The organism is Herpetosiphonaceae bacterium (assembly GCA_036374795.1).
Lineage (GTDB): Bacteria > Chloroflexota > Chloroflexia > Chloroflexales > Kallotenuaceae > LB3-1.
In genome coordinates this window covers 1-24,476 of the sequence record DASUTC010000305.1, presented here as the reverse complement: position 1 = coordinate 24,476, position 24,476 = coordinate 1, and the positions used below count along the sequence as shown (strand labels likewise).

The 24,476-nt window shown below is 64.0% G+C and carries 17 protein-coding genes; 8 read left to right on the top strand and 9 right to left on the bottom strand.

The features are described from left to right. Positions 1-50: 50 nt before the first annotated feature. Both VFZ66_23765 and VFZ66_23760 read right to left on the bottom strand, forming a co-directional pair. Complete coding sequence (locus tag VFZ66_23765) at positions 51-743, bottom strand: hypothetical protein (protein ID HEX6292227.1); 693 nt, start codon at positions 741-743, stop codon at positions 51-53. 143 nt (positions 744-886) lie between these two features. Beyond that, on the bottom strand, positions 887-1,138 hold the full coding sequence (locus VFZ66_23760) for a DUF4342 domain-containing protein (GenBank protein ID HEX6292226.1): 252 nt from the start codon (positions 1,136-1,138) through the stop codon (positions 887-889). A 371-nt stretch (positions 1,139-1,509) separates the two neighbouring features. On the opposite strand from VFZ66_23760, the gene VFZ66_23755 reads away from it, so the two are divergent. From VFZ66_23755 to VFZ66_23740, 4 genes are all read left to right on the top strand, one after another. Continuing rightward, entirely contained in the window at positions 1,510-2,892 is a 1,383-nt protein-coding gene (locus VFZ66_23755) for a hypothetical protein (protein ID HEX6292225.1), read from the top strand. A gap of 133 nt (positions 2,893-3,025) precedes the next feature. Then, positions 3,026-4,567 (top strand): glucoamylase family protein, encoded by a 1,542-nt coding sequence (locus VFZ66_23750; GenBank protein ID HEX6292224.1) that lies wholly within the window; start codon positions 3,026-3,028, stop codon positions 4,565-4,567. A gap of 221 nt (positions 4,568-4,788) precedes the next feature. Beyond that, complete coding sequence (locus VFZ66_23745; protein ID HEX6292223.1) at positions 4,789-6,231, top strand: twin-arginine translocation signal domain-containing protein; 1,443 nt, start codon at positions 4,789-4,791, stop codon at positions 6,229-6,231. A 187-nt stretch (positions 6,232-6,418) separates the two neighbouring features. After that, positions 6,419-6,715, top strand: coding sequence for a hypothetical protein (locus VFZ66_23740; protein ID HEX6292222.1), 297 nt, complete (start codon positions 6,419-6,421; stop codon positions 6,713-6,715). A gap of 18 nt (positions 6,716-6,733) precedes the next feature. Here the strand turns inward: VFZ66_23740 and VFZ66_23735 are convergent, their stop codons facing one another. The 3 genes from VFZ66_23735 to VFZ66_23725 form a co-directional block, all read right to left on the bottom strand. Next, a complete protein-coding gene (locus tag VFZ66_23735; GenBank protein HEX6292221.1) occupies positions 6,734-7,708 on the bottom strand; it encodes an SWIM zinc finger family protein in 975 nt (324 codons plus the stop codon). Beyond that, complete coding sequence (locus VFZ66_23730; protein HEX6292220.1) at positions 7,709-10,762, bottom strand: DEAD/DEAH box helicase; 3,054 nt, start codon at positions 10,760-10,762, stop codon at positions 7,709-7,711. A gap of 288 nt (positions 10,763-11,050) precedes the next feature. Beyond that, on the bottom strand, positions 11,051-13,105 hold the full coding sequence (locus VFZ66_23725; GenBank protein ID HEX6292219.1) for a PAS domain S-box protein: 2,055 nt from the start codon (positions 13,103-13,105) through the stop codon (positions 11,051-11,053). A 453-nt stretch (positions 13,106-13,558) separates the two neighbouring features. Between VFZ66_23725 and VFZ66_23720 the strand changes: the two genes are divergently transcribed. After that, complete coding sequence (locus VFZ66_23720) at positions 13,559-15,157, top strand: alpha-amylase family glycosyl hydrolase (GenBank protein HEX6292218.1); 1,599 nt, start codon at positions 13,559-13,561, stop codon at positions 15,155-15,157. Positions 15,158-15,240: 83 nt separating this feature from the next. On the opposite strand, the gene VFZ66_23715 is transcribed toward VFZ66_23720, so the two are convergent. Beyond that, positions 15,241-17,232 carry an amylo-alpha-1,6-glucosidase gene (locus VFZ66_23715; protein ID HEX6292217.1) on the bottom strand — a complete coding sequence of 664 codons (1,992 nt, stop codon included), beginning with the start codon at positions 17,230-17,232 and terminating at the stop codon, positions 15,241-15,243. 139 nt (positions 17,233-17,371) lie between these two features. Between VFZ66_23715 and VFZ66_23710 the strand changes: the two genes are divergently transcribed. After that, positions 17,372-18,319 carry an AEC family transporter gene (locus VFZ66_23710; protein HEX6292216.1) on the top strand — a complete coding sequence of 316 codons (948 nt, stop codon included), beginning with the start codon at positions 17,372-17,374 and terminating at the stop codon, positions 18,317-18,319. A gap of 160 nt (positions 18,320-18,479) precedes the next feature. Here VFZ66_23710 and VFZ66_23705 read toward each other — a convergent pair whose 3' ends face one another. The 3 genes from VFZ66_23705 to VFZ66_23695 all read right to left on the bottom strand — a co-directional run bounded on the left by VFZ66_23705 (position 18,480) and on the right by VFZ66_23695 (position 22,871). After that, entirely contained in the window at positions 18,480-19,568 is a 1,089-nt protein-coding gene (locus VFZ66_23705; GenBank protein ID HEX6292215.1) for a YihY/virulence factor BrkB family protein, read from the bottom strand. A gap of 201 nt (positions 19,569-19,769) precedes the next feature. Further along, positions 19,770-22,037, bottom strand: coding sequence for a hypothetical protein (locus VFZ66_23700; protein ID HEX6292214.1), 2,268 nt, complete (start codon positions 22,035-22,037; stop codon positions 19,770-19,772). A 186-nt stretch (positions 22,038-22,223) separates the two neighbouring features. Beyond that, complete coding sequence (locus tag VFZ66_23695) at positions 22,224-22,871, bottom strand: response regulator transcription factor (GenBank protein ID HEX6292213.1); 648 nt, start codon at positions 22,869-22,871, stop codon at positions 22,224-22,226. Between the two features lie 146 nt (positions 22,872-23,017). Here VFZ66_23695 and VFZ66_23690 point away from each other — a divergent pair, with 146 nt between their 5' ends. Both VFZ66_23690 and VFZ66_23685 read left to right on the top strand, forming a co-directional pair. Further along, a complete protein-coding gene (locus VFZ66_23690) occupies positions 23,018-23,617 on the top strand; it encodes an SH3 domain-containing protein (protein HEX6292212.1) in 600 nt (199 codons plus the stop codon). 268 nt (positions 23,618-23,885) lie between these two features. Beyond that, the gene (locus tag VFZ66_23685; GenBank protein HEX6292211.1) at positions 23,886-24,374 is read left to right on the top strand and encodes a CAP domain-containing protein; all 489 of its coding nucleotides are present in this window, start codon (positions 23,886-23,888) and stop codon (positions 24,372-24,374) included. The last annotated feature ends 102 nt before the right edge of the window (positions 24,375-24,476 follow it).

Genomic DNA, 24,476 nt, shown 5'->3' with positions numbered 1-24,476 from the left:
GCTGGCACGCTTGCGCATACCCAGCCGCGCATTCTAGCCCTGGCTCGTCGTCAGCTCGCGGCGTGCTCGCCCACGGCCCGCTCCTGAGCCGCTGGCTCGACAGTCGGTTGAATGGGCGGCGGTGGAGGCTGCGATAGATCGATGCTGGTCGGCTCGATCGGCGCGGCGAGCGGCGACGCCTCCTGCGCCTGGGTAGAATCCTGCTCAGCAGCGGGGCGCGCGCGGCGGAAGAAGAGGTAGATGCCGCCCGCGATCAGCAGCAGCGGCCCGACGATGCCGCGCAGCAGGCTGTTGGTCCTGCCGCTGATGTCGATCACCAGCTCGAAGAATGTGATGCCGACCAGGAACATGATCAGGCCGACGCGCACCAGGCCCTTGCCGCCCTCGATGCTTTTGGGCAGATCTCTGATCGAGCCGTCGATCAGCATCCCGACGCCAACTGCGGTGGGGATCAGCGTCCAGGCATAGGCCCACGACTCGAAGTGGTTGGTGATCGTCTGGTAGAGCAGGATCAGCCCTACGGTGGTGATGATGCTGCCTGGAATCGCCAGCGGCCCGGCGCTGCGCCCGCCCAGGAACATCGCGACAAAGCAGAGCAGGCCGGGAAGAATCACGAAGAAGGGCCAGGCCACACCCCAGATATTCAAGTCGAAGAGCTGAGCGACGAGGAAGAGGCCGCCAAGCACCACCAGGATCGCCCCGACGATGCCGAGCGCGTCATTCCTTCTGGTACTATCAATCATGGTACGCCTCCTAAAGAACCAGAGCAAGAGCCACGGGAGAACCTTGACAGCGCATACAACATGTCATGCCGACGGATCAGCGAGACTGATCCGTCGGCTGATGGAACTTTCGTGCGCCTACACTGCGCGTATCCGGCAGACGCTTATACCACCGGCTCGCGCTCGACCTCAATCGTGCAATCGGCAACCAGGGCGGCGATCGCGCCTACTGCCGCCAGCATCGGAGCAAGGACCGCGCCCACCACGCCAACGGTCAGCGGAAACTCGACGATGGTATCCTCGCCTTGCTTAATGACCACGCGGCGGACGTTGCCCTCATGGATCAGGGCCTTGATGCGATCGATCAGCTCGCTCCCCTTGACCTGGATGGATTCCATTTCGACCGGCGCTTGCATAGTCTATCCTCCTTCGGGAGGAGATCAGGTTCCGGGTGCAACGCAATGCTACGTAGCCGACGATCTCTCATCCTCGCCTCATGATACGCCCTTGAAGCGCCGCGTAGCGGAAAGAACGCGCGGCGCTGCGTGAAGAAGTATTCACCGGGGAGCGTGGGGAGAACACAGCACCAGGCACCAAGCGCGGGAAACTTTGAACTGAAAGATCCTGCACCATGCTAGTTAAAATATGGTAAAATTAAGATCCAGATCTAGCCCGGCGTTTCGTGTGATGCCCCATCTCCAGAAGATCGCGAGCCGTGTCCAGCGCTACTCTAGCACCAGCGCACTTCTAACCTCTATCGGAAGACCGCGCCGGAAAGGAAGCGACGATGAATCCGATCAAGGCCATGCTCCAGGCGGTTATCTGCGGCCTGCTCCTGATTACGATCCTCACGCCCTGGAGTACCCAGGCGGTAGGAACCGACACCTGGCACAACGTCTACGAGCCGAACACCAGCAACAACAATTTTAAGTTCAACAACACCTGGCCGTACGTCAACACCAGGCTGTGGGAGAACGGCAATCAGCACATCGATCTGAACATCAGCAAGGTGTCGATTCGGACGCTGACCGGCAGCTTCAGCGGCAAGATCTACGCGCATGTCATGCCCTGGTTCGACGGCAACAATCCCTCGAAGCATCTGCTGCCGGGGTATCACTCAGCCGATCCCGCCGTCGTCGACCGTCAGATCAGCGACATGATCAGCCGGGGGCTGGACGGCGTGATCATCAACTGGTACGGCCAGGGCACCTATGCAGACCAGACCACGCTGGTCTGGCGCGACCGTATTCTGGCGCGGGGTCTGGGCAATCGCTTCGTGCTGTCGATTATGATCGATAAAGGTGCGCTCTCCGGCTGTAGCACCGATTGCACCAGCCGCCTCAACCGGCATATTCGCGACTATATCATTCCGACCTATGAGAATAGGATGGGCAGCGCCTATATGCGCGACGGCGCGGGCCGCCCGATCATCTACTTCTTCGACGTGCAGCAGAACTATCCGTCAATCGACTGGGCCAGCGTGCGCTACTGGGCCTCTTCGCGCAGCGGCGTCAGCGACCACATCTTCATGTACGAGGGGTCGGCGGGCCTCGACCCGACGCGCGTGCCAGCCGAGCAGGCGGATGGCGCCTTTGCCTGGATCGATGTCAACACGACCTCCTACAGCTATCTCCGCTGGTGGTACGGCCTGAGCCGCAACGGACGCATCTCGATCGGCTCGGCCTACAAGGGGTTCGACGACGCGCCCGTGCTGTGGGGTCCTGGCGGTATCCGGCGCTTCGTGGACCAGCGCTGCGGCCAGACCTGGCTGGACTCGTTCAAGGCGCTGCGTGAGGCTCCGACCGCAGCGACCGCCTTGCAGCTCAACACCTGGAACGACTACGAGGAGGGCACCGCGCTTGAGATCGGCATCGACAACTGCTTGAGCGCGATCAACATCAGCCGCAGCGGCAGCACCGTAAGCTGGACGCTCTCCTGGAACGGCGGCAGCAGCAGCACGATCCACCATGTTACTGTGTGGGCCAGAGCCGCCAATACCAGCACCATGTACAACTGCTCAGGCGACCTGCCGACCTCCGTCGCCTCATACAATCTCGCCAACTGCGCGCTCCCGGCGGGAACCTACCAGATCTATGTCCAGGCGGTCGGACAGCCGTTTATCAAGAATAAGCTCTCCCCGGTGCCGTCGCCGGTGAGCTATACCCGCTAGCTGCATGATGAGCCAGCGCGCCGCGCCTGCGGATCACGGTAGCGACAAGTTGGCAGGCTTTATGCTATGCTTGTTAGTGCGCTTCGACAATTACCCGACTCGAACGACGATAGTTCTAACAGGGAGTGTCAAGATGAGCAACTCGATGAAGAACCCGATCCGGGTCGCGGCTGTGGCGCTGCTGGCGTTGAGCGCAATGCTGCCCGCGCTGACGCAGGCCGGGCCGCAGGACAACCGCCTCAGCGTGCAGCAGCAGCGAGTGCTGCGACAGTACGCCGTCGATACCTGGCAATCGTTCGTGGCGATGGTCGATGAGCAGACCGGCCTGCCCGCCGACAACATCAACGCCGTGACACACCAGGTATCCGCCTACACCTCGCCGACCAACATCGGCGCCTATATCTGGAGCACGCTGGTGGCGCGCGATCTCCAGATCATCACCCCCCAGGAGGCGCGCGAGCGCATCGCGCAGACGCTCGAAGCGCTGGCGGAGCTGGAGCGACACGAGCCGAGCGGCATGTTCTACAACTGGTACAATCCCGCGACCGGCGAGAAGCTGACCACGTGGCCGGTTGATCAGAGCAGGGTCTATCCATTCCTCTCCAGCGTCGATAACGGCTGGCTGGCGATGGCGCTGATGATGGTGACGAACAGCGTGCCGCAGCTCCGCGATCAGGCCCAGGCGATCGTCGGGGAGATGAACTTTAGCTGCTACTACGATCCCGCCGCCGGTCTGATGCGCGGCGGCTTCTGGGATACCAGCCCGCCGCCAGGCAACTGGCCGCTCGGCTTCTACTGCGGCGGCGGCCCCGATGTCTTCTACACCGGCCACCACTACGGCGCGCTCAACACCGAGCCGCGCATCGCGAGCTACATCGGCATCGCCAAGGACGGCGTTCCGGCGACGCACTACTTCAAGATGTGGCGCACCTTCCCGCCGACCTGCGATTGGAGCTGGCAGGAGATGCAGCCGCAGGGCGTCTGGCGCAACTATCTTGGCGTCGATGTCTTCGAGGGACACTACACCTACCGGGGCATGGACATCGTGCCAAGCTGGGGCGGCAGCATGTTCGAGGCACTGATGGTGCCGCTGTTCGTGCCCGAAGAGGAGTGGGGCGCGCGTAGCTGGGGCATCAACCATCCGCTCTACGTCCAGGCGCAGATCGAGCATGGCATGCAGGAGGCGGGCTACGGCTACTGGGGCTTCTCGCCGTCGAATAATCCGGCGGGCGGCTACCGCGAGTACGGCGTCGATCCGATTGGCCTCGACCCGGCGGGCTACACCTCCGACCAGGAGCGCACCACGGTCGACTATGGCTGGTCCGATCCGGGCTGCCCACGACCGGCCAGCATCCCCACGGACTATGGGCAGGGCGTGGTCACGCCGCACGCCTCGTTCCTGGCGCTTGAGTTCGCGCCCGACGCCGCGCTGGAGAACCTGAGCAACCTGCGCACAGACTTCGGCGCCTACGGCTGGGGCGGCTTCTACGACGCGATCAACGTCACAACTGGCGAGATGTCGCGCTACTACCTGGCGCTCGATCAAGGCATGATCATGGCGGCGCTCGGCAACGCGCTGCGCAACGATCGGCTTCAGCACTACTTCGTCCACGGCGAGGTCGAGCAGGCGATCCGGCCAATCCTGGCGATCGAGGAGTTTACCGCCGGTCGCTAGCGCCCCGATCGAAGAACAACGGAACAAGGAAACAACGGCTTAACGTCCGTGTTCCCCTGTTCCGTTGTTCTCTTGTTTCCACATCCCCCGACCCTGCCACAGCGGATTGTACCCCCGGTCTAAATAAAATTTTAATATCCTCCCCTAATTTTTCAGCCCGTTTTCAGACCCATCTGCTACCCTCTAACGAAGAACATTTTGAACACAACGGAGGAACCGCTGTGGGAAACACCACTCGCCGTCAGTTTCTACGGAACGTTGCGCTAGGTGCTGGCGCGCTCGCTGGCGGACTGACCCTTGAGCCACTGCGCGTATTGGCGAGCAGAGCAGGGCTTTCCTCGCTCGATCTGGCGCCGGGTGTCGCGGAGTTCATCGCCGACACCTATCTGTTCCATGCCGCCGACTTCCCCGACCCGAACGAAACCGTCGATGCGCTCCGGCTCTACCTCGACGGCAACAACCTGCTCTGGCGGGCGGATGATCTCAACGGCGCGATTGCAATCTTCAAACAGGCGATCAAAGCCTATCCCAACCAGCGTCACTCGCACGCTGGCCTCGGCTGTGCCCTCTGGCACCGCTACGAGCACAGCGGCGCTCAGGCCGATCTGCGCAGTGCCGCCCTTCATCTGGCGCGGGCTGCCGATATGGCGATGGATCACGGCAAAGTGCGCTATACCGATCTGCTGACCGAGGTGCTGCCGAAAGCCGGAGAGCAGGGCCTCTTCGAGCGGCTCTTCGAGCGAGCCTTCGACCTCTCCAGCCGTCCCACCGTCGGCAATCGTCCGTTCCTCGTCTCCCTGGACTATGCCAGGGGGCTGCGCGCCTTTGGCGACGCGCGCGCCGAGGGCTTCTTCCAGCAGGCGATGAGCCAGCGCCCCGACGGACATATCGACCCGCTGACCGGCTACGCGGAGTGGCTGATCGACCAGGGCCGCTATGAGGAGACGGTCGCGCTGATCGACGCCGACGAGCACAAGGAGTATCCGCACTTCCTACGCGGCTTCGCGCTGGAGCGCATGGGCCAGCACGGTGCGGCGCGCGCCGAGTACGAGCACTTCCACAGCTTCAGCGCGATGTTCCCCGCTGCGGCCAGGTATCGCATAGCGGGCAGCCGCGCGCAAGAGGGCGTGCATTTCGAGGATGAGGTCGGCGCGCTGACGCACTGCACGGGTCATAGCCGCCTGGCGATTATGATCTACTGCGAGGCGCGCGGCGAGAACGAGGGCGGGCAGCGGCTGTGTGGCTGGACCGCTCGGCGGCGCGTCTCGCGGGGCACCGTCTCAGGGTGCATCTCGGTGGACAACTCAGGAAGCGGCGTGTGCGAAAAATATAACAGCGTGCTCACGCAGCCGTACCAGTTCTATCTGGGCTGCGGAACCAGCAGCGATCAGACGCGGCACGTCTCGACCGACATCTGGTATGGTCGTGCTCCCGACTATATGGCTGGCAACCGGTGCCCCGGCGGATGCGCACCATCCAGCGGCAACAACTGCTCGGGCACGTTGAGGCACTGCAACTGTGACGATACGATCGGGGCCTTCTCGGAATCGCCGATGTTCTTCGACCTGGGCTGTAGCGGTGGTGGCTGCAAGCATAACCATGGAACGCTCTGCGGCAACGATAGCGTCGGCAACGACCACTGCTTCTACGCGGTACACGCCTGAATCCAGTAATGTCGCGTGAGAGATGCCGTTCGGGAAGCGACCGCTCCCGGTTGTACCCGAACGGCGCGTATTGATTTGAGGATCGCATATGGAAATACGATTGGTTCAGCGCCGTTGAGGGGACGATAGTCCGGCTCGTGCAGCCGGTCAGATCGACTATGCCTGTCGGCTGAACGACGGCCTGAAGGTGGTCAAGCGCTCGGCCTACTACCGACGCATCCACTCGGAGCTGCAAGCGCCCGTGCCGTCGGACGTATGGAACGAAGCATCCTGGGGCTTCTACGTTTTCGACCTGCGCCACACGGATCAGGAGCAGGCCGAGGCGAATACACGGGTGGTGATCTTCGCCGTGGAGCTGGAGCAGCAGACGCTGGAGGCGGTCAAGGTCGTGTCAAGCGGCCCCAGCCCGGACGAGGCGGAGATCGAGGATCTGATGGAGCGGGGCGAGCGCCTTCTGGTGCCGCTGCCGGTCGATTGGGCGTAGCGTTTCTCCGCCGCCAGGCTACTCCTTGCCAAAGACCATATCGAGCACATGGCCGGTCATCGCACCGTAGAGGGCGCGGAGGTCGGGATCGATGCCAGCCGGAGCTGTGCCCATCTGCCGCAGCAGGCCCGCCTCGACCTCTGGCTGGCCGATCGGCACGACGAGCGCCGTGAGATCGGTGCCCGCGTGGTAGAAATCGTCGAGCTGATCGGCGAGCGGCACGGCGGGCTCGGACGGAGCGCCGATCGGCTCGGCGGTGTCGCCGAGGGCGGCTGCCCGGCGGCTGCGCAGGGCAGCGATCAGTTGCTCGCGGCTGCGGCCTCGTAGATGGAAGATCAGAAACGGATCTTCGTCGAAGCGCTCGCCGAGCAGGTAGTACACGGCGGCGATATGCTTGCACGGATTGGCAAAATCCGGGCACGAGCACTGCGTTGCGAGGTCGCGCCCGCTCCTGGGAAAGAGCGCCAGGCCCGCCGCCGTAAACGCTTCTTCGATCTCCTGCGGCATCTCGCCGCTCAGCAGCCTGGCGGCAAAAACGGCCTGCTGTGCCATCGCGTCGATCGCGCGATCCCAATCGGCATCTTTGAGCGGCGGGATCTCGATCTTGACGGTGTAGGGCCGTGGATCTGAGCCCTGCACCCTGGCCTTCACCAGCCCGATGCCCATGTCGATGCTGACGACCTGACCTTTGCGCGCGTACGTTCGCCCGCGCTGCAAGCGTGTGCCCCAGCCGAACGACTCCAGCACGCCGATCCAGCGCTTGGCCCACCACGACGAGCCGAACGCGCCGCTCTTGCTCCTGGCCTTGATGCCATCCTTGACCTCGATCGGACGCGATGGCGGGTAGTACCAGAAATCATCGCCGTAAGCACCTTCGTAACGGTCGTCATCATCGTCATACTCGTCATCATCGTCATACTCGTCGTCATACTCGTCGTCATACTCGTCGTCATCGTCGTCATCCAGGCGATAGATTGTGATTCGTACGGGCATTCAGGCCTCCACCACATCCGCTCGTCGCAGCGCAACCAGATCGCGAAGCTGGTCGGTATTCAGCTCGGTCAGCCAGCTCTCGCCGCCGCCCAGGACACTCTCGGCCAGCGCGCGCTTGCTCTCGATCAGCTCGTCGATATGCTCTTCCAGCGTGCCGCCGCAGATAAACTTGTGTACCTGCACGTTGCGCCTCTGGCCGATGCGAAAGGCGCGATCGGTAGCCTGGTTCTCAACCGCCGGATTCCACCAGCGATCGAAGTGGAAGACATGATTGGCCGCTGTTAGATTCAGGCCGGTGCCGCCCGCCTTGAGCGACAGGATGAAGACGCGCGGGCCTTTGGGTGCCTGAAACCGCCGCACCATCCCGTCGCGCTCTTTGATATGCGTGCCGCCGTGCAGAAACAGCACATCGTCGAAGAATGCCGCGCTCAGGTGGCTTTGCAGCATCGCGCCCATCTCGGCGAACTGCGTGAAGATCAGCGCTCGGTCGCCCTCGGCATAGACCTCCTCCAGCATCTCGACCAGCCGCGCCAGTTTGCCGGAGCGCCCCGGCAGCGGGCTGCCGTCCTTCAAGAACTGCGCGGGATGATTGCAGACCTGCTTGAGCTGCATCAGCATCGCCAGCACCTGGCCGCGCCGCTGGATCGCGTTCTCGTCCTGCTCGGCCTGGTTGATCTGCTCAAGCGCATCCTGCACCACTGCCTCGTAGAGCGTGGCCTGCTCAGGCGTGAGCGTGCAGTAGACGTTCATCTCCAGCTTCTCCGGCAGATCAGAGATGATCGCCGGGTCGGTCTTCAAGCGCCGCAGGACGAACGGAGTCGTCAGCTTCCTGAGCCGCTCGGTCGCCTGTGGGTCGGCGGTGCGCTCGATCGGGCGGGCAAACTCGCGCCGGAAAGCCGCCTCGCTGCCGAGGTAGCCGGGATTGAGGAAGGTCATGATGCTCCACAGCTCGGTCAGCCGATTCTCGACGGGCGTGCCCGTCAGCGCCACGCGATGCCGCGCCGTGAGCGCACGCGCCGCCTGCGCCTGCTTGGCCGAGGCATTCTTGATGTTCTGCGCCTCGTCCAGCACGACGCTATCCCACCCGACGCTCGTCAGCGTCTCGCGGTCGCGCGCCAGCAGCGGAAAGCTGGTCAGCACCACGTCATGCTCGGCGGCAGCGCGCTCGAACGCCTCGCCCTGCCGCCGGTCCGCGCCCTGATGGATCATCACCCGCAGCGCCGGAGCGAAGCGCTGAAGCTCGCGCAGCCAGTTGCCGATCACCGATGTCGGGCAGACGATCAGCGCGGGCGCGGTCACGTTGAGGCGCTCGCGCTCGTGGAGCAGCAGCGCGAGCGTCTGGGCGGTCTTGCCAAGGCCCATGTCGTCGGCCAGACACGCGCCGAGGCCGAACTGCCGCAGAAAGGCCATCCACGAAAAGCCGCGCGACTGATACGGACGCAGCGTGCCGTGAAATTGGCGCGGCTCCGGCTGCGGCTCAAGACGCTGAAGATCGGAGAGCGTCGCCAGCAGGTCGTGCAGCCAGCCCTCAGCCTCCAGACCGGCAAACTCAACGCCCTGGGGCGTCACCGCGCCATCGGCGCCGAGGCCCATACGCAGCGCCTCGCCCAGCGTCAGCGTGCCGCCGCCCTGCTCAAAGAGCCGAAGCACGCGGTCGATATGCTCAGGGTCGAGCGCGATCCACTGGCCGCGCACCTGCACCAGCGGCAGCTTTAGCTCGACCAGCCGCTCGAACTCGCTGCGGTCCAATGGCTCGCCGCCGATCGACAGCTCCCAGTCGAAGCTGACCAGCCGCTCGAAGCTGAGCACGCCCTTCTCGTTGGGCTTCGGCGCTGTCGACTTCGCGCGTGCTCTGGCCTGGATACGCGCGCCACGGCCCTGCCACCAGGCCGGGATCAGCACGCCGAAGCCGCTCTGCTCAAGCAGCGGCACGGCCTCCTTGAGAAAGGAGAACGCCTTGGTCGCGGAGAGCACCGCGCGCTCCGGCGCGGCCTGACGCAGACTCGCCTCGATCGGAGGAAAGACGCGCGCGGCGTAGCCGAGTCCCGTCAGCAGGCGCTCCTGGGGCTGCTCGAAGCGCCGCTCAAGGTAGGTGTAGGTCTGGCCCTGTTCGCGCCAGATGCTCGCTGCGGGCACCAGCAGGCTGGGATCGTCGGTGGCCTGGAGCAGGTAGGTCAGCAGCCACGGATCGGCCTCGTCGTCGGGCGGCTCAAGCCGAAAGGTGATGCGAAACTGCTCATCGCCCGCGACGTTGCCCTGACCGGCCCACGCCTGCCAGCTTTTGAACAGATCATCCGCCGCAGGGCCGCTCAGCTTGAGGATCGGATCGGCGCCGAGCAGCGCACGCAGCCATGTACCGCCGGGCGTGGTCGTCGGCAGCGTGGTCTTGAGCGCAATCGCGCGGATCGTGGCATCGACCGCCGCCGCGAGAAAGTCGTCGAGCAGCGCGCGGGGCGCGGGAGCGCTGGCTGGATCGTCGACCGCCGCGCGGCAGATCGGCGGAAGGCTGCGCGACAGCAGCGCCACGGTCTGCGCCGTCTCAGGATCGAGACGCGGCTGCCAGCGCGCCCGCAGGTGAAAGCCGTCGCGCTGCAACACAGGCACCACCTGCTGCCGGGCAATCAGGCGCATCGCCACGAGCGCCGCAACGCGCCACGCTTGCAGATCCGCGCCGGTCGCCTGCGCCGACGAGAGTGCCAGCAGCAGGTCGAGCGCGGCGTCGACCGGCAGCAGCAGACCTGTCACCTGCCAGGGAGCTAGCTCGACGTGCTCAGCCTCCGGCAGCGACGCGCCCATCTCCAGCAGCTCCGGCGACGGCAGCGGCGAGCCGTTGGCCGAGGGCAGCCAGATCGTCTGCGGGTGCTCGGCTGCATCGGCCTGCTTGAGCGCAAGCTGATCAAGGCGCTCGCTGATCGTCTCCGGCGCGCTCTGGTATGGGTGGCGCGGGATCCTGGGCTGGCGTCCTTTGCGGCGCGGCACCTCGACCGACTCGCCCCACATGAAGAGGCGCTGCGCGGCTGGCAGCCAGGTTGCGTGGAGCACGCTGTCGCTCATGGGGTTAGCATATACCTCACCAGTCCGGCGCTTTGCGCTGTAGCTCAAGCGCCATGAACTGATCACGAACATCGCGCAATGAACCAGCCCAATCTTGCCGCAGCTTATGAGCAGGCTTGCGACAGAATACACATACCACAGGTGAAGAAGGCACGTCAAATCTGGCATGTGCAAAAACAATGATCATCAATGCCATGCGCCCTTAACGGCGACAGCCAGGCGACAATCGTCGTCCTGGCTGCCCAACTAAAATACAAGTGCAATCCCGGCAGACAAACGGATTTCGATCTACTCCACGATCTCAAGCTCGAAGGCAAAGACCGAGCCCTCGCCGAGCGCCGAGGAGACGCTGAGATCCGCGCCATGCGCCTGCACGATCCGCCGCGAGAGATACAGGCCCAGGCCGACGCCGGCCACGCTCCCGCCGGACTGATCGCGGCCTCGACCGAACTTCTCAAAGATGCGCCGCAGATCGTCGGGGTGGATGCCCGGCCCGTGATCGACCACCTCGATCCGCAGCCGCTTGCCCACCGAGAAGGCGCGCAGCTCAATCGGCGTGCCAGGGGGCGAGTACTTGGCGGCGTTGCTCAGCAGGTTCCGTAGCACCTGCCCGACGCGCCCAGGATCGACCAGCACCGTCGCCTTAGTCGCGACATCGAGCGTCACCGGATGCGCCCCCGGCAGCGTCTCGGCGAACGTCGCCGCCGAGGCGAGCAGCGCGCTGACGGGCATAGGCCGCGCCTGGATCGCGAAATCGTCGCGCTCGATCGCCGCCGAGGCGCGCACATCGGCCACCAGCGACGACAGCATCTTGGCTTCGCTCTGGATCGCGGCAAAGACCTGCGGATACTGGTCGGGGCGCACGTTCCCGCCGACCAGCAGATCGGCGAAGATGCGGATCGCGGCGAGCGGCGAGTCCAGCTCGTGCGCGACCATCGCGGTAAAATCGGCTTTGAGCGCCGCCAGCTCGCGCAGCCGCTTCGAGTGCTCCTGCTCTGCCGCCAGCAGCACCGCCCGCTCAAGCTCAGCCTGCTTGCGCTCGGTGATGTCGGTGTTGATCTCCAGCACGCGGATCGGCTCGCCCTGCTCGTTGCGCTGCACCACCCAGCGGCTCTCCACGGTGATCTGCGTCCCATCGCGCCGGGTATGCCTCAGCTCGCCCTCCCAGCGCTCCGTTTGCATCAGCGTGGCGTTGATCTCCTCAAGCGGCTGTGGCGGCACAGCTTCCAGCAGCGTGTGCGACACGTGGCCGAGCGCCTCAACAGCGGTCCAGCCGTACATCGTCTCCGCGCCCTGGTTCCAGAAGATGATCTGGCTGGTCGCAATATCGCGCACCAGGATCGCGTCGCGGGCCAGATCCAAAAGCTGCGCCTGCCAGTGCAAAGTCTCCGTCTGGCGCTGGATCATCGTCTCGGTCAGCCTGCGCCTGCTGATGTCGCGCATAATCCCGGCGAAGAGCAGCCCCTCCGGCTCCTGCACGACAGTCACGGTCAGCTCCAGGGGAAACTCCGCGCCATCCTTGCGCCGCCCGATCATCTCCGTCGTGCGGTGCAGCCGCCGCAGCTTGCCGGATTCAAGGTAGCGCTGCAAGCCAGATGCATGTCGCTCGTGGAGGCCCTCCGGCATGAGCAGCGTCAGCGGCTGCCCGATCACCTCGGCGGCGCGGTAGCCAAAAGCACGCTCGGCACCATGGTTGAAGGATTGAATGACGCCATCCGCCGCCATCGTGATGATCGCGTCCGAGGCCGTATCGACCACGGCGCGATAGCGGGCCTCACTGCGGCGCAGGGCATCTTCAGCGTGCTTGCGACGAATCACCGAGCCGAGGTGCGCCGCGACCGTCGATACCAGCGCCAGGAGATCCCGATCTTCAAACCGCTCCTCGAAGACAAAAAACTCAAGGACGGCTACAACCTCTTGGTCGGCCAGCACCGGAATCGCCATCGCCGCCCGGATGCCAACCTCCTGCGCGAACGCGCCGCGCGCGAACGTCGGGTTCAGCGTCACATCCTGGCTCCATACCGCCTGCTTCTCGGCCCATGCCTCGCCGGGAAGACCCGCGCCCGGCGTAAAGACGAAGCGCTGGCTGATCGTTCGGAAATGCTCCAGCCGGGGATCTCCGGCGTACCACGCGGCGTAGCACTCAAGCGCCGAGCCGTCAGGCCGGGGCAGCCAGGCCTGACCAAAGACCCAGCCGGTGATCTGGCATACGCCACGTAGCACCGCGCTCAGCGCAGTATTCAGATCCTCTGCCTCGTGGATCAGCAGCGTGACGGACTGTAAAAGACGCAGGGCTTCTTCTGTGCGATGGGACGCGATGCTGTCGTCGGCAAACTCCGCCATAAGAACCTTTCCGAGATCGATCGTCAAGCTGATACGACGTAGCGACGAAGCAGGAGCGCGCGTTCGGCAAGTGGAATGCTGGCAAGATCGGCCCACGCTTGATTCGCGGCGGCGGATCAAGCGCCATGCGCGAAACCTGGCGCAGCGCCATCTGTTACGAACCGTATACCCTAGAGCGATCTCGATGGTAGGTCGATGCTCACGTACAGGCGCAGAATGTGATCGCGAAGAATGGTTGAGGCTGGGATGCTGCGAGCCGCGCCGGTGATCCATGCTGTCCGGGCTGCGGATGCTCATCACTCTGGCAGCATGTCACGTTTCTACTTGTATAAACGCATGACCTGCGAAAAGGATTCGTGTGCGATCGACCAACTATACTGGATGGTACGGAGCATACGTTTCTGGCAAGCAACCTGCTGACAGCATCGCCAATTGCAGATCGTGGAGCAGAGCATGACACAGGATCACTGGTGGCAGCGCGGCATCATCTACCAGATCTACCCGCGCTCGTTCATGGACAGCGACGGCGATGGCGTTGGCGACCTGCGTGGGATCGCCAGCAGGCTAGATTATGTCCACTCACTCGGCGTCGATGCGATCTGGCTCTCGCCGATCTTTCCCTCGCCGATGGCCGACTTCGGCTACGACGTGGCGGACTACACCGGCATCCATACGCTCTTCGGCACGCTCGCCGACTTCGACGCGCTGGTAGCGGCGGCGCACGAGCGCGGGCTGAAGCTGCTGCTCGATTTCGTGCCTAACCACAGCTCGGATCAGCACCCGTGGTTCGTCGAGTCGCGCTCGTCGCGCGACAGCCCGAAGCGTGACTGGTACATCTGGCGCGATCCGGCTCCCGACGGCGGCCCGCCCAACAACTGGCACAGCGTCTTCGGCGGCCCGGCCTGGACGCTCGATCCTGCTACCGGACAGTACTACTATCACGCCTATCTCACGCAGCAGCCCGATCTCAACTGGCGCAACCCGCAGGTACGAGCCGCGCTGCTCGACGTGATGCGCTTCTGGCTGGATCGCGGCGTGGACGGCTTTCGGATCGATGCGCTGCGCCAGGTGATCAAAGACGAGCAGTTCCGCGATAACCCGCCCAATCCCAGCTACAACCCGGCAAAGCAGGGGCCGTACCACGCGCTGCTGCCGGTCTACACCACCGACCGTCCCGAAATCATGGCGGTCATCGCCGAGATGCGGCGCGTCGTGGATCAGTACGACGATCGGCTGCTGATCGGCGAGCTGTATCTGCCGATCGAGCGGCTGGTAGCCTACTACGGCGAGAACGGCCAGGGCGTTCACCTGCCCTTCAACTTTCATCTGATCCTGACGCCCTGGAGCGCGCGCCAGATTGCCGCGTTGATCGCGACCTACGAGGCCGCGCTGCCGCCCGGCGGATGGCCCAACTGGGTGCTCGGCAACCACGATCAGCATCGGATTGCCAGCCGGATCGGGGCGCGGCAGGCGCGGGTGGCCGCAATGCTGCTGCTGACACTGCGGGGCACGCCCACGCTCTACTACGGCGATGAGATCGGCATGCGCGATGTCGAGATCCCGCCCGATCGGGTCCACGATCCCTTCGAGAAGAACGTGCCCGGCCAGGGATTTGGCCGCGACCCTGAGCGCACGCCGATGCAGTGGGACGATAGCGCCAGCGCAGGATTTACCACGGGCACGCCCTGGCTGCCGATCGGCGCGGACTACACGCATGTCAACGTGACGCGCGAAGCCGATGATCCGACCTCGATGCTGACGCTCTACCGGCGGCTGATCGCGCTGCGTCGCGCCGAAGATGCGCTGGCGGTCGGCGCGTACGAGCCGCTGCCCGCGTCCGGCGATCGGCTGGCCTACGTCCGCCGCCACGGCGCGCGTCGGCTGCTGGTGGCGCTGAACCTGGGCGGGCAGCAGCACCGCATCGATCTGACGACGATCGGGCCGGGCCGCGTGCTGCTCTCAACGCATCTCGACCGTGATGACGAGGCGCTGCACGACGAGCTGCTCCTACGCGGCGACGAAGGCGTGATCGTGGAGCTGTACGAAGAATAAAGAACGGGCGTCCTCTGGGCACACAAAGGGAGCACCAAGAACCGAGGATAGCAACTTGAAACTTGAAACGTGAAACTTGAAACTCAGAGCACGCTTCTCAGCACCTCTGCCACGCTCCACGCCTGGGCCATGCAGCCCGCACCGAAGCGCGGCGGCTCGGCGTCGAAGACCTCGGCGATCGTGCCCAGGCCACCATCCCACAGATGATCCAGCAGCGCCCGAAGATACGGCTGTCGCTCAAGCTCTGGCTCAAGCTGCCGCCGCGCGTCGAGGTAATGCCCGATCAGCCACGGCCAGATCGTGCCCTGGTGGTAGGCGCTATCGCGCTGGACCCGACCGCCTGTGAAGCGCGGCTGGTAGTCGGGATGTCGCGGATCGAGCGTGCGCAGACCGTCCGGCGTCCACAGGTAGCGCGTCACCTGGGCCAGCGCCGAGCGCCGCCGCTCCTCCGACAGCAGCTCAGGCGCGACCGAGAGCGCGAAGATCTGATTTGGCCGCAGCGTGGCATCGTCGCCGCCGGGCGTGTCGATCACATCATACAGGTAGCCGCCCTCGGCGTACCAGAAGCGGCTGAAACTGGCCCGAACCTGCTCGGCCAGCGCGGCGTAGTCGGCGGCGGGCGCAGCCGCGGCGTAGCGCACCGACCAGCGAGCCAACAGGCGCAGCGCGTTGTACCAGAGCGCGTTGATCTCCACCGCCTTGCCGTGGCGCGGCGTCACGACCCAGCCGTCGATCCGCACATCCATCCAGGTAAGCTGCGCGCCTGGCTCGCCTGCCCGCAGCAGCCCATCTGAGGCATCCACCTGAATCCCGTAGCGCGTGCCGCGCAGATGCCACGTGACGATCTCGGCCAGCACCGGATACAGATCGGCCAGCAGCGCGTCGTCGCCCGTGGCCTGGTGATAGCGCTCGATCGCATGGAAATACCACAGCGTCGCGTCGACCGTGTTGTACTCCGGCTCCTCGCCCACGTCGGGAAAGCGATTCGGCAGCATGCCGCGCGAGACATAGCGCGCGAACGTGCGCAGGATGCGCGCCGCCACATCGTAGCGCCGCGTGCTCAGGCAGAGGCCCGGCAGGCTGATCATCGTGTCGCGGCCCCAGTCGCCGAACCAGGGATAGCCCGCGATCACGCTCTGCCCACGCTCGACACGTCCATCCGCCACCAGATTGCGCTCGACGATGAACTGATCCGCCGCCAGCACAAGCTGCCGCACCGGCAGCGGCGCGTCCTCGGCAGCAGCTCGCGCGATCAGCGCCGCCTGCCGTGCCTGCTCGGCCTGAAGCGTCACCACCGGATCGCGCTCGATCTGGGTCGGCGGCTCGGTCGAGGCGACCAGCGTCCACGACGCGCCCGGTAGCAGATCAAGCTCGATCTGGCCCAACACATAGCGCTGCTCGACAGAATCCAGCCCGCGCTCGGCCTCTACCCGGCGGTAGAGCGGCGCGCTCCACTCGTGGATCGGCGTCAGCGGCACGTGCGGCAGCGTCAGCAGCGACCACTCATGCGCTTCCCAGCTATCGCGGGCGATCCTCCAGCCGCCGTCGGCCTCGGCGCTGCGCCAGCTGTTGCCATCGGCCATGCGCGTGCCGTGATGATCGCGATCGTTGACCGAGATGCGGATGCGCAACCGTACCGGCGCGGCGGCATTCAGCAGCGTGTAGCGGATATAGGTCGTGTTCTGGCCGTGAACCATCCAGACGCGCTTTTCGAGCCGTCCGTCGCCGAGCGCATACGTCCAGATCGGCAGCGTCCCATCGAGCGCGAAGCCATCCAGCGCTGGAACGCCCGGACGATCGCGCCAGTCCTGGGGCGTGCGCGAGCCGTCGGCCCACTCGTCGGCGCTGAGCGGCCACGCATCCTCACCCACGACGATGCGCTCGTCGAGGTGTTGCAGCAGCAGCGTGCGTCCGACAGGTGGTGTGGTCGCCGCGATCAGGTAGCCGTGATAGGCGCGGGTATTCGCCCCGGCGACCGAGCCCATCGCGTAGCCGCCGACGGCATTCGTGACGAGCCATTCGCGGCTGATGGTCGCATCCCGGTTGCGGCATAGTCCAGATGCGAGGGTCAACATAGGGTCCATGTCGTCTTTACCTAGCGCCGAGTTTCAAGTTCAATGTTGCATGTTCCACGCTTTTAGCGCAGCACTGTACCATAGCTGTGCCAATAGCGCGAAAGCCGGAACCCACGAAACTTGGAACTCGGAGTGCAACGTGAGCGATGTCGTCGGTATTCTTCTCCAGATCTTTTTGTTGATTGGGCTGGGGCTGCTGGTGCGCTGGCGCAATATCTTGCCGCGTGATCAGGCCGTCTCGATTTTCAACCAGGCCGTGATCAACCTGACGCTGCCGGCGACGGTCTTCCTGGGCCTGATGAATATCAAGGAGTTCTCCTGGCAGTTGATCAAAATCCCGATCGTCGCCGTGCTGGTGATCATTGGATCGGGCTGCATCGCCGCGTTTATCGCCCACCGGCTGCGGCTGCGACGCGCCACGGCGGGCGCGGTGGTCATCACCAGCATGTGTGGCTCCACGGGCTTCTTCGGCACGCCGATCTTCGCCGCGCTGGCGCGGAGCAATCCACAGGACTACGGCCAGACCGTGGGCATGGCGGCGCTCTACAGCGAGATCGGCTCGCTGATCCCGCTGCTGACGATCGTGGCGATCGTCGCGGCGACCTACGGTGAGAAGCAGCAGCTCACGCCGCGCCAGGTGATGATCGGGCTATTCCGCTTCCTGCCGTTCATCGCGCTGCTGCTCGGCTTTTTGTTCTGGCCGGAGACTCACGGCGGCAACTTTCCCGCCTCGATTCGCGGCACGCTCGGCTTTCTCAGCCAGGCGACGGTCATGCTGGCGATGCTGGCGCTCGGCATGACGATCACCATCCGCGACTTCTCGCAATACCTGCGCTCGGTGCTGGCGGTCAATGTCGTCAAGCTGGTCTGCGCGCCGCTGCTGGCCGTGGTGCTCAGCGCGATCTTTAGTCTCGATCCCCAGGCGCGCTTCGTGGTCATCTTCGAGTCGGCGCTGCCCGCGATCGTGATCGCCATCGCCTACGCCAACCAGTATAAGCTGGACGTGGAGCTTGCCAGCACCGCAGTCTTCACCACGTTTGTCTTCTCGCTGCTCACGCTGCCGATCTTCGCCTACATCGCCGCCTGAGCCGCTCATCGATCCCTAGCCCATATTAAACGAACAGGTCAGGCATAATTGCCTGACCTGCCGCCCGCTCCCCTCGGTGTGTTCCGAACCAATCTCCACTCCAGCGAATTGACTGGGGGACGCCCCGGACCGAGGGCACCCGCCCCGGCCTATCGGCGCGCTAGCGCCACAGCCGCGCGACGCCGCGCGTGACGCCCGCCACCAGCCCGATCCCGCCGATCAGCGCGCCCGCCACCAGCCCGATCAGGCCGCCGGTCGTCGCCGCCGCGTACTGCCGGGTCTTGGCCGCCGCAAGCTCCTGCTCCCGCTGGCGCACCTGACGCTCCTTGTTGACGGTAGCGGCCTGCACCATCAGCGCGCTCTCCCTGGTAATGCCCCGGCCTGGCAATCCCTCAGCCACGCGGCTGCCTTGCGTGCGGGCATAGACCTGCGTAAACTCGCCGCCGAAGAATAAGATCTGGCTGGAATAATAGACATAGACCAGGAACGCCAGCACGCCGCCGATGATGCCGTAGCTCGTAAAGCTCGACGAGAACGAGAAGTAGAAGCTCAGCAAATACTGGCCGACGATCCAGAGCAGCGCGGTCAAAATGCCGCCGGTCAGCACATCGCGCCACTCGACCTCGGTATCGGGCAGGTACTTGAAGAGCAGCGAAAAGACCAGTGAGATGATGCCGAGCTGCACGACAAAGTTGACGAGCAAGAAGAGCCAGGCGGGCGTGAAGTTCAGCGCATCGGCAAAGCCCTTCAACGTGAAGGTGATCACCTGCGCGACCAGCAGCAGGAACGCAACGCCCAACACCAGCGTGAACGAGAAGAATTTGGACGTGATAAAGCCCCAGATGCCTGAGGGCTGCTTATCCTTCGGCACGTCCCAGATAATATTGAACGCCGAATCCAGCTCGCCAAAAACACCGGATGCGGCAAATAACAGCGTGAGAAAGCCGATGATACTGCCAATAATGCCGCCAGTTGACTGATTTCGTTGTGCGCCGGTCAAGCTTTCGGTGAGCTGCGTGGCGAACTGCTCATTTTGGATCGTGCTGGCGACGTAATCAATCATCTGCTGCTGATAGCGCTGTCCTGCGTCAGTCTCTGCCAGAAAGATGCTGATCAGCGATGCGACGACCAGCAGCAGCGGGATTAGCGAGCCGAGCGTGTAGTACGACAGCGACGCGCCGAGCCGCGAGCAATTATCGTCCACGAACTCGCTGAATGTATTCTTGATCAGATCGAGCCATTTTTTCATATGCGCGCTCCACTCCCCTGTGCCCCAAAAAACCAATGCGGCGACGAAATGCTCGTCACCGCATCTATAGCAACCAGTATGCCAAACAGGTTGGGGCAAGGGAACAAGGGGGAGAGGCGCAAACAAGGGAACAAGGAACTTAAGCCGTTGTTCTTTTGTTCTTTCGTTTGGTTCTCGGTTCTTTGTTCTCGGTTCTTTGTCCTATTCTCCAACCTGCCCCGCCAGCCACGCCTCGAAGTCGCGCTCAAGCGTCGCCAGATCGACGCCGAACGCCGCCTGCGCCTGCTGTGGGGCGAGCTTTTGCGCCAGGCTGCCCATCGACGACTCCATCAGGCTGCCCTCGCCCGCGCGCGGCAGGTCGTTGCTGATCGCGTCGAACGGCACATCCGCAAACGAGTCGTAGAAGCTGAAGAACGCATCTTTGCCGTAGGTTTCGACCAGATACCTCGTGAGGAAGGCGGAGTAGGCGTAATCGATCGAGGTCTGCTCGTCCAGCCCGTCGTGCTCGCCGAACGATGTCTTGCCGCTTAGATCGGCCAGGCTCATCGTCTCCGGCCCCTGCTCGCGGTACCAGTCGGCGATGATCGGCTGCGGAAAATCGTTGGACACAAACATCGCCGCGCCCTCCGACACCCAGGCAGGCGTGTAGGGCATCGTCTTGGGCGAGAGCACCAGATGCGTCAGCTCGTGCGTGATCGTGCGCTGGCGATCCTGCTGCGGGTCTTGCTCGAACGCGGCGCTGTTGATGAAAAACGCCTGGCTGGTGATGGTGATGCCCGCTTTTTTGATGCGGAAGCGCGCCGAGGCCACGCCCAGAAAGCGCTCGCCGCTGCGCTCGGTCAGATCGGTAAACTCCTGCTCGGTCGCCGTCACGCGCATCAGGTTGACTGGCCTGGCCCGGTTTGGGAGCGCCTCCGTCACGCGATCGAGCGCCTGCTGCGCCTCCTGCTCGATCTGCGGCAGCTCCGCCGCCGCTTCTGGCCGGTAGAAGATCCAGAACGCGCCTGAGCGCCGGGCTTCGGTCGTGTCATAGGCCCAGAACGGCACCTGCCCGCCGACCGCCGTGATGATCCAGCGACCATCCCGGCGCTCCAAGCTATACTCGACATTGGCGTTGAAGACGTTTGCCGGATCGATGTCGCGCACCCGCCACGACAGCTCGGCCTGGTAGCCGTCGAGCGCGGTCTGGTCGCCGTTCAAGACGCCGTTCTCCTCCACATCGCTCGGCTCGACGCGCACATCTTCCAGCGGCAGCCCGGCGATCTGATCGAAGATCCTGCCCTGCTCCTCGTGAAGCTCCGGCGCCAAGGCCGCGAGATACGCATCACGGTTACGCTCCGCCAGCGCCTTCGTCATCGTCACCAGCAGATCGCTGACCTCCTTGCGCGCCTGGGATTCCGGGCCAAGCGGCGTTGGCGTTGGAGTAGCCGTCGGTGTCGGGCGCGGCGCGGCGCTGGGCGGCAGATCAGCCTCGGTCGCGATCGTCGCCTTGCCGCCCGCCTGGAGCGGAAGGCGCACCCGTGGATAGCTTGGAAACTGAAACAGGATCGCGTCGCCGGATGCTGGCCGTGGAAACGTCAGCGTGCCGCGATTGGACTCGCCCTCGCCCCACACGCTGCCTTCAGGCTCGATCCCGTAATCGAGCGTCTGCTCAACCTGGCCGGGACGATACTGCTGCCAGAGCGCATCGAACATCACCGCGTCCGCGCCTTTGACCGTCGAGGTGAAGGTAATATCGCTCTCGTTGCGGTTAACAAACGCGATCGTCAGCAGCAGAGCATCGCCCTGCACCTGGGCCTGCTCGATCCGCAGCGCGATATTTTCCAGCCGCGAGCTGCTGACCTCCAGATCATAGCTGTAGGTACCCTCCGGCGGCGGAGACTCCTGCGGCGCGGAGGCCATCGGCTGATCCAGGTTCAGCTCAACGGCGGGAAAGCCCGGAAACTCAAGGCTGAGCGACGTGTCATGCGCTCCCGCAAAGCTGAGCGTCCCGACCGTCGCGCCGCCGTCCAGCCAGCCGTCGTCGGGATCGATGCCTGTGTCGAGCGAGGTGCTGTGCGCGGTCAGGCGGTGGGTGCCCGACGCGCCCACAAGCCGCGCGTCTTCGACGTTCGCGCCGCTGACGTAGGCCAGATCCTCGCCGCGATTGTTGTAGAACGATAGATGGATCACTGTGCCGTCGGGCGTGCGCTCCACATAGCGCACATGCAGGTCGATGCCGTCGATCTGTGGCGAGCGCACCAGCTTATCGATCAAAAATAAGCCGGATTGAGCGCCCTGCTCCGGCGCTCCCCCGATGGCAGGCGACGGCGAGGGAGCGAGCGCGCCGAGCGACGGTGCGGGACGGGCACTCTGCGCAGGCCGCGATGCTTTATCGCCGCTATTCGACACCGACTCGATGCTGCAGCTCACCAGCAGCAAGACGATCAGCATCGACCAGCCCAGCCTATGATACCAAGCAACCCTCACAGCAACCTCCACTAACGACGCACTCGCTCTCGGCTACAAACCTGAGATCTAACTCAGGTATGCGGATCGGTAAAAATACAACGCGCACCTGAGGCGAACAGGTGTGCCCAACGGTACACTACCAGCGTCGCTGGTGAAAACCAGGACGGAGGGCGACTGGTGCGGGGCCAGTCGTCCTTCATCACATTAAGCCTCGATCAATCCCCGGCGGATGGCGTAGCGCACCAGCTCGGTCCGATCATGCAGATTGAGCTTATCCATCAGGTTTGCCCGGTGCGTCTGCACGGTTTTGATACTAATGTTGAGCTTCAGCGCGATCTGCCGGTTAGTCATGCCCTCGGCGACGAGCGTCAGCACCTCCAGCTCGCGGTCGGTGAGCGAGTCGGGCGTTTCATCGCTGCGCTCGACCTGTCGCACATAGTCGCTGATCAGCGTGCGGGTCAGCGCCGGATCGAGGTAGGACTCGCCCCGCCGCACGGCATGGATCGCCCCGACCAGCTCTTTGGCGGCGGCGCGCTTCAGCACATAGCCAGCGGCCCCGGCCCGTAGCGCCTCGCGCAGATACTCCTCGCCCTCATGCATCGACAGTACGACCACCTCGGTTTCGGGGTAGCACTCACGAATCGCCCGTGTCGCGTCGAGGCCGTTGACCTCCGGCATCGCCACATCGAGCACCGCAATATCTGGCCGCAGCTCCTCGACCAGCCGCACTGCGTCGCGGCCATTGTCGGCGGTGCCGACAACCTCAAAGCCGGGATGCGATTCGAGCACCATGCGCACGCCATCCCGCAGCATCGCATGATCGTCGGCAAGCAAAATACGTATATGTGTCATTTTAAGTACTCCCGGTCAAGTATACGGATCGTACCAGTTCTTGGGTCGAGAGACAATGCGCAGCCGTGGCGCACCATGTTACAATGCAACCAACCAGTTCTCGGCAGCACGCCTTCCAACCACACGCAGGATGAGGAATACAGGTCATGCCGCAGCAGCAGCAACAGCGCAGTGAGATGTGGTGGCGCGGCTATAACGACGCGCTTGCCGGTGATCCACCTAATGAAAGCTATTACCACTACTACTATGATTATAAACTGGCCTACGATAAAACGCGCCGCGAGCAGCGCCGCACGCGCCGCCAGCGCACGCTCACGAACTTTGGGCGTCAGACTCTCCGCGCCTGGCCGCTGGTCCTGATCGCGCTGGGATTGCTCGGCTACAGCGGATGGTTGCTCTACCAGCCCGATCGACCGTCTGCCAGCGAGGCCGCCGCCGTGCCGACACGCACGCCGCGCCCGACGCCCCGCCCAACCCTCACCCCGATCCCGCCGACGCCGGAGCCGGTGCTGCGGGCCGAAGGATTTGCGGTGATCACCGGCACCGATGGCGCGCCGCTGCGCGCGCGGAGCGAGCCCGGCACCAGCGCCCAGATTCAAACGCGCTTCCGCGAAGGCCAGAATGTGCGCGTGCTGGAGGGGCCGCAGAGCGCCGACGGTATGGAGTGGTGGCGCGTCGAGGCCGACGGCACAAGCGGCTGGGCTGCCGCTCCCTTCCTCAAGCCGATCGAGGAGCCGAAGCCTTAAAGACCCATCCACACATCCCGACCAGCGGCCAAACCGTTGGCCGACGCGACGAGCTACCCGCGCTGGTTGACAAACGATCACCCGTGGTATATATAGTAATCATTCGTTGATCAGGCAACATTCTCACGGATTTGACAAATCCTGGTTGCGGCGTACAATGCAGAGCAGCTAGTCCAGGTAGACTAGCTGCGAAGAAGAGCGAGCCGTCTACGTGTACGGCAAGCAAGCCGTCTACGTGTACGGTGACAAGTCAAAAGGAGCATGTCTGATGACAGTCCGACCACGTGTTCAACTGTCTATACTGGCCCTGGCCGCCATGATGCTGATATTATCCGTCCTATTTATCGCGCCTGCTGCCTCAGCATCCCCTGATCTCAACCGTGTGATTGTGCTGACCAACGAACATCGTCGCGCCGCCGGATGCGGCAACCTGCTGTGGAATCCCGCGCTCGGCGCGGCAGCACAGCGCCACGCGGACGACATGGCTGCCAGCAACTACTTCAGCCACAACAGCCGCAACGGCAGGAGCTTTGCAACGCGCATCCGCCAGGCCGGGTATCGCTATCGGTTGGCCGCCGAGAACATCGCCGCCGGGCAGCAGAGCCCGGAAGAAGTGGTTGCTACGTGGATGGCTAGCCCAGGCCATCGCGCCAACATCCTGAACTGCCGCCTGCGCCACATCGGCATCGGCTTCGGAGCAAACGGCGGGAGCGCCTACGGCACCTACTGGGTCCAGGATTTCGGTACTGCACGCTAAAGACCGAAAACATCGCCTTCTACAGCACCGGCTCGTGAGCCGGTGCTGTTTTGTTTGACTCCCTGATCAGTAGTAGGTACACTTTTTGCTATCTCCCCCAAT

Excerpts from the sequence above, each read along its gene's own strand:
- VFZ66_23765 (HEX6292227.1), bottom strand. The coding sequence starts at position 743 with ATGATTGATAGTACCAGAAGGAATGACGCGCTCGGCATCGTCGGGGCG.
- VFZ66_23760 (HEX6292226.1), bottom strand. The coding sequence starts at position 1,138 with ATGCAAGCGCCGGTCGAAATGGAATCCATCCAGGTCAAGGGGAGCGAG.
- VFZ66_23755 (HEX6292225.1), top strand. The coding sequence starts at position 1,510 with ATGAATCCGATCAAGGCCATGCTCCAGGCGGTTATCTGCGGCCTGCTC.
- VFZ66_23750 (HEX6292224.1), top strand. The coding sequence starts at position 3,026 with ATGAGCAACTCGATGAAGAACCCGATCCGGGTCGCGGCTGTGGCGCTG.
- VFZ66_23735 (HEX6292221.1), bottom strand. The coding sequence starts at position 7,708 with ATGCCCGTACGAATCACAATCTATCGCCTGGATGACGACGATGACGAC.
- VFZ66_23730 (HEX6292220.1), bottom strand. The coding sequence starts at position 10,762 with ATGAGCGACAGCGTGCTCCACGCAACCTGGCTGCCAGCCGCGCAGCGC.
- VFZ66_23725 (HEX6292219.1), bottom strand. The coding sequence starts at position 13,105 with ATGGCGGAGTTTGCCGACGACAGCATCGCGTCCCATCGCACAGAAGAA.
- VFZ66_23720 (HEX6292218.1), top strand. The coding sequence starts at position 13,559 with ATGACACAGGATCACTGGTGGCAGCGCGGCATCATCTACCAGATCTAC.
- VFZ66_23715 (HEX6292217.1), bottom strand. The coding sequence starts at position 17,232 with ATGTTGACCCTCGCATCTGGACTATGCCGCAACCGGGATGCGACCATC.
- VFZ66_23705 (HEX6292215.1), bottom strand. The coding sequence starts at position 19,568 with ATGAAAAAATGGCTCGATCTGATCAAGAATACATTCAGCGAGTTCGTG.
- VFZ66_23695 (HEX6292213.1), bottom strand. The coding sequence starts at position 22,871 with ATGACACATATACGTATTTTGCTTGCCGACGATCATGCGATGCTGCGG.
- VFZ66_23690 (HEX6292212.1), top strand. The coding sequence starts at position 23,018 with ATGCCGCAGCAGCAGCAACAGCGCAGTGAGATGTGGTGGCGCGGCTAT.
- VFZ66_23685 (HEX6292211.1), top strand. The coding sequence starts at position 23,886 with ATGACAGTCCGACCACGTGTTCAACTGTCTATACTGGCCCTGGCCGCC.